4 protein-coding genes are annotated in these 4,337 nt (G+C 74.0%); 3 read left to right on the forward strand and 1 reads right to left on the reverse strand.

Annotated elements, in window-relative coordinates; all coding sequences use genetic code 11:
- The first annotated feature begins 140 nt into the window (after positions 1-140).
- A complete protein-coding gene (locus tag G3I42_RS11775) occupies positions 141-1,139 on the forward strand; it encodes a pyridoxal-phosphate dependent enzyme (RefSeq protein WP_239096403.1) in 999 nt (332 codons plus the stop codon).
- A gap of 194 nt (positions 1,140-1,333) precedes the next feature.
- Here G3I42_RS11775 and G3I42_RS11780 read toward each other — a convergent pair whose 3' ends face one another.
- Entirely contained in the window at positions 1,334-2,935 is a 1,602-nt protein-coding gene (locus G3I42_RS11780) for a Na+/H+ antiporter (RefSeq protein WP_164285180.1), read from the reverse strand.
- 336 nt (positions 2,936-3,271) lie between these two features.
- Between G3I42_RS11780 and G3I42_RS11785 the strand changes: the two genes are divergently transcribed.
- The gene (locus tag G3I42_RS11785; protein ID WP_164285186.1) at positions 3,272-3,532 is read left to right on the forward strand and encodes a UBP-type zinc finger domain-containing protein; all 261 of its coding nucleotides are present in this window, start codon (positions 3,272-3,274) and stop codon (positions 3,530-3,532) included.
- 293 nt (positions 3,533-3,825) lie between these two features.
- Positions 3,826-4,239: an anti-sigma regulatory factor gene (locus tag G3I42_RS11790; RefSeq protein WP_164285182.1), complete on the forward strand. Its 414-nt coding sequence runs from the start codon at positions 3,826-3,828 to the stop codon at positions 4,237-4,239.
- The last annotated feature ends 98 nt before the right edge of the window (positions 4,240-4,337 follow it).

The following is a 4,337-nucleotide window of genomic DNA, read 5'->3' on the forward strand; positions in this document are numbered from 1 at the left end:
CCGCATGGCGCGTCCCGGCCGGCACGGGCTCCGCATGGCGCGTCCCGGCCGGCGCGGGCTCCGCACGGCGCGTCCCGGCCGGCACGGGCTCCGCACGGCCCGTCCGTACACGCGAGCGAATCGGGTACGACAATGGATGGATGCCGTCCGCAGCCTTCCCCGGTGCCTCGCAGCCGGAAATCTTCCCCGGTGCCTCGCAGCCGGGGGTTCCCGCCTCGCTCGTCGAGCGGCTGGGCTCGCCCGCCTTGCCCTCTCCCTTGCGGGAGGTCGTGGACGCACCCTTCGCCCGCCGGGGTGTGCGTCTCTTCCTGAAGCGGGACGATCTGGTGCACCCGGAGATACCCGGCAACAAGTGGCGCAAGCTCGTCCCGGCTCTCGCGGGGCTGGTGCCGGGGCAGACGCTCGTGACCTTCGGGGGTGCCTGGTCCAGCCACGTGCGGGCAACGGCCGCCGCGGGCAGGCTGCTCGGGGTACCGACGGTGGGACTCGTACGGGGCGACGAGCTGGCCACACGCCCGCTCAACCCCGCGCTGGAGCGCTGCCGCGCGGACGGTATGCGCCTCCACTTCGTGGACCGCTCCCGCTACCGGCGCAAACGGGAGCCGGAGACGCTGCGCTCCCTGCTGCGCGAAGCCGGTGTCGTCCGGCCCCATCTCGTGCCGGAGGGCGGGAGCAGCCCCGCGGCGGTACGGGGGTGCGCGGAGCTGGGCCGGGAGGTGCGGGGGCGGGCGGACGTGGTCGCGCTCGCCTGCGGGACCGGGGGCACGCTGGCGGGCCTCGCGGCCGGGCTCGGGCCGGGGACCCGGGCGCTGGGCATCCCGGTCGTGAAGGGCGGCTTCCTCGCGGAAGAGGTGCGCGCGCTGCAAACCGCGGCCTTCGGGTCCGCGGTGGGTTCGTGGTCCCTGGACGAGCGCTTCCACGCCGGGGGCTACGCCCGCCTGCCGGCCGCGCTCGACCGCTTCGCCAGGGACTTCGAGGACCGCCACGGGCTCCCGGTGGAGCGCCTCTACGTCGCCAAGCTCCTCCACGCCCTCACCTGCCTCGCCGAGGAGGGCGCCTTCCCCGCGGGCACCCGCGTGGCGGCCGTGATCACGGGCGTCCCGGGCCCGGGACTCAGCTCCGGCCTGCGCACCCGCTGAGGGGCGGGACGGGGGCGGGGGGGGCGCACGGACGGGGCCGCGCGGAGTCACGCGCGAGGCGGGACGTGTCGCCTCGTACCAGCACGGGGCCGGACGACCGGACGCGCCGTATTCCGCTCGAGCCCCCGCGCCCGCCGCTCACCGCGCTGCCCGGCCGCTCGCCGCCCCCGCACGGTCGGTCCCCGCGCGTCCCGTCAGTCCCCGCTCTCCTCGCGGTATGCCGCCGCCTCCTCCAGGTCCAGCCGGTGCAGGAGGGTGCGGAGCATTTCGTCGTCGATGCGGCGGCGGTCGCGGAGTTCGACGAAGACGGCTCGTTCGGCGCCGATCATCTCGCGCGAGAGGCGGCGGTAGGTGTCGTCGGCGGACTCGCCCGTCTCGTCGTTGACGGCGCCCAGGCGCTCCCAGGGGGCGTTCCTGCGGCGTTCCAGGACGGTGCGCAGGCGGTCCAGGAGCGGCCCGGGGAGGGTGTTGGTCTCTTCGGTGAGGAGCTCTTCGAGGCGTTCCTCGGCGGCGGTCGACGCCTCGCTCTGGGCCTGCGCCTCGACGAGCGTGTCGCGGCGGGCGTCCGGTTGCGGGAGCCGGAGCAGCCGGATGATCGGCGGCAGTGAGACGCCCTGCACGACGAGCGTGCCGATGACGGTCGTGAAGGTGAGGAAGAGGATCAGGCTGCGGGCGGGGAAGTCCGAGCCGTCGTGGACGCTCACCGGGATGGAGAAGGCGATGGCGAGCGAGACGACACCGCGCATCCCGGCCCAGGCGATGACGAAGGGGCCCTTCCAGGTGGGTTCGGGCTCGCGGCGGCGGACCCGGGCGGAGAGGAAGCGGGGCAGGTAGGTGGCCGGGTAGACCCACACGAAGCGGGCGGCGACCACGGCGAGGAAGAGGGCGAGCGCGTACCAGATGACGATGGGGCTGTCGTACCGGCCGAGGTCGTCGAGGACGACGGGGAGCTGGAGGCCGATGAGGGCGAAGACGGCCGACTCCAGGATGAAGGCGACCATCCGCCACACGGCGTCCTCCTGGAGCCGCGTGGCGAAGTCGACCTGCCAGGAGCGGTGTGCGAGGTACAGGGCGACGACGACCACGGCCAGCACGCCGGAGCCGCCGAACTTCTCGGCGACGGCGTAGGCGAAGAAGGGGGTGAGCAGGGACAGGCTGTTCTGGAGCAGGGCCTCCGTGAGGTGGGTGCGCAGCCAGTGCAGAGGGACCATCAGGACCAGCCCGACGGCGATGCCGCCGAAGGAGGCGAGCAGGAACTCGCCGATCCCCTTGCCCCAGCTCGCGCCCTCGCCGACGGCCGCGGCGACGGCGACCTTGTAGGCGGTGATCGCGGTGGCGTCGTTCACGAGGGACTCGCCCTGGAGGATCGTCGTGATCCGCGCCGGCAGCCCCACCCTGCGGGCCACGGCGGTCGCGGCGACGGCGTCCGGCGGGGCGATCACGGCGCCCAGGACGAGGGAGGCGGTGAGCGGGAGTTCGGGGACGAGGAGGTAGATGACGTATCCGACGGCGAGGGTCGCGAAGAGCACGTACCCCACGGAGAGGAGGCCGATGGCGCGGGCGTGCGCGCGCAAGCCGAGGTAGGAGCTGTCGGCGGCCGCGGTGTAGAGCAGCGGCGGCAGCAGGAGCGGCAGGACGATCTCGGGATCGAGACCGTAGTCCGGGACGCCGGGGAGGTAGGCGACGGCGAGCCCCACCGTGACGATCAGCAGCGGGGCCGGGATCGGGGTGCGGCGCGCGGCTCCCGCCACGGCGGCGCTTCCGGCGACGAGGAGCAGCACGGGCAGGGCGTCCATGGGCGCGGGGATTCTCCTTCGGGAGGCACGTGTCCGCTGGGCGGGGGCGGACGACGTGGACGGAGCGGACGGCGTAAGGGGGCGGACGGGGCAGGCGGAACGAGCGGGGCAGGCAGGGCGGACGGGGCAGGGGGTGGGGCGGGCAGGGTCCGGATGCGGGCGGATGGTGGAGCCGTGGCGGGCGGGGCGGGCGGGTCTGTCGTAGTCTGACAATCTTGACCCCCCTGCCTCACTCCCCGTACGTGCCCGCGCGCCATGGCGAGTGTCCCCGGTGGGTACGGGGGTGTGGGTGGCGTCCCGGCAGGGGCCGGGCGCCGGAGCGAGGAGCACGTGGTGTTGAAGGACTGCCCCCACCTGCCCGGGCTGCCGCAGCCGGAGCCCGAGGCGCAGAGCGAGACCTGCCTCGAATGCCTGGCGGTGGGCAGCCACCCGGTGCAGCTGCGCAAGTGCCTCGTGTGCGGCCGGGTGAGTTGCTGCGATTCCTCCCCGTACCGGCACGCCACGGCGCACTTCGACGCGACGGGCCACGCGGTGATGCGTTCGTTCGAGCCGGGAGAGGACTGGCGCTGGTGCTACGTGGACAACTCGCTGGTCTGAGCCGCCGTCCGAGGCCGCGCCGCGCCGCGGAGGTCTGAGCGGGAGAGGCCGGGGAAGGTTCGATGGGGCGGGGGCTGGGTACGTCACCCCGGCATCGCGTCGCGCGGATCGAGGGCGCCGCACCGCCCCACCGATCGTGCCCACGGTCTTACGATGAGTGACGCGAGGGCCGGGGGTCCCCGGGACAGGGGGCCCGGGTGCGCGGTAGCGTCACGGCTGAACGACGAGGCATGCGATCCGGGGGTGCACACCCCTGGAGCCCCGAAAGAGCTTGTACCACCTTGGAGGTGAGGGTGTCCCCTATCGCAGGCGAGCCCGGGACCGAGGACTTCGTGGAAGTCCGGCTGCCGGCTGCGGGTGCCTACCTGTCGGTGCTGCGGACGGCGACGGCCGGTCTCGCGGCGCGTTTGGACTTCACCCTCGACGAGATCGAGGATCTGCGGATCGCGGTCGACGAGGCGTGCGCGATCCTGCTGCAACAGGCGGTGCGGGGCTCCGTGCTCCGTTGCGTGTTCCGGCTGATCGGTGACGCGCTGGAGGTGATCGTCTCGGCGCCGACGACGGACGGACGGGCGCCGGAGCGGGACACCTTCGCGTGGACGGTGCTGTCCGCGCTCGCGGGGAAGGTGGAGTCGTCGGTGTCCGAGGACAGGACGGTGTCCATCTCCCTCTACAAGCAGCGTGGTGCCGGACCTGGTCCGGTCTGAGAGGGACGGGGGCGGGCCGGTGCGTGAGAAGAAGCGGGATGCCGCCCGGGACCGTTCGCGCGAGGCCGGCGCGAACGGGACCGGGCCGGCCACACCGG

The organism is Streptomyces sp. SID11385, from assembly GCF_010548245.1.
Lineage (GTDB): Bacteria > Actinomycetota > Actinomycetes > Streptomycetales > Streptomycetaceae > Streptomyces.

Bases quoted from the DNA above. Each gene is read 5' to 3' on its own strand.
- G3I42_RS11775 (WP_239096403.1), top strand. From the start codon at position 141: ATGCCGTCCGCAGCCTTCCCCGGTGCCTCGCAGCCGGAAATCTTCCCC.
- G3I42_RS11780 (WP_164285180.1), bottom strand. From the start codon at position 2,935: ATGGACGCCCTGCCCGTGCTGCTCCTCGTCGCCGGAAGCGCCGCCGTG.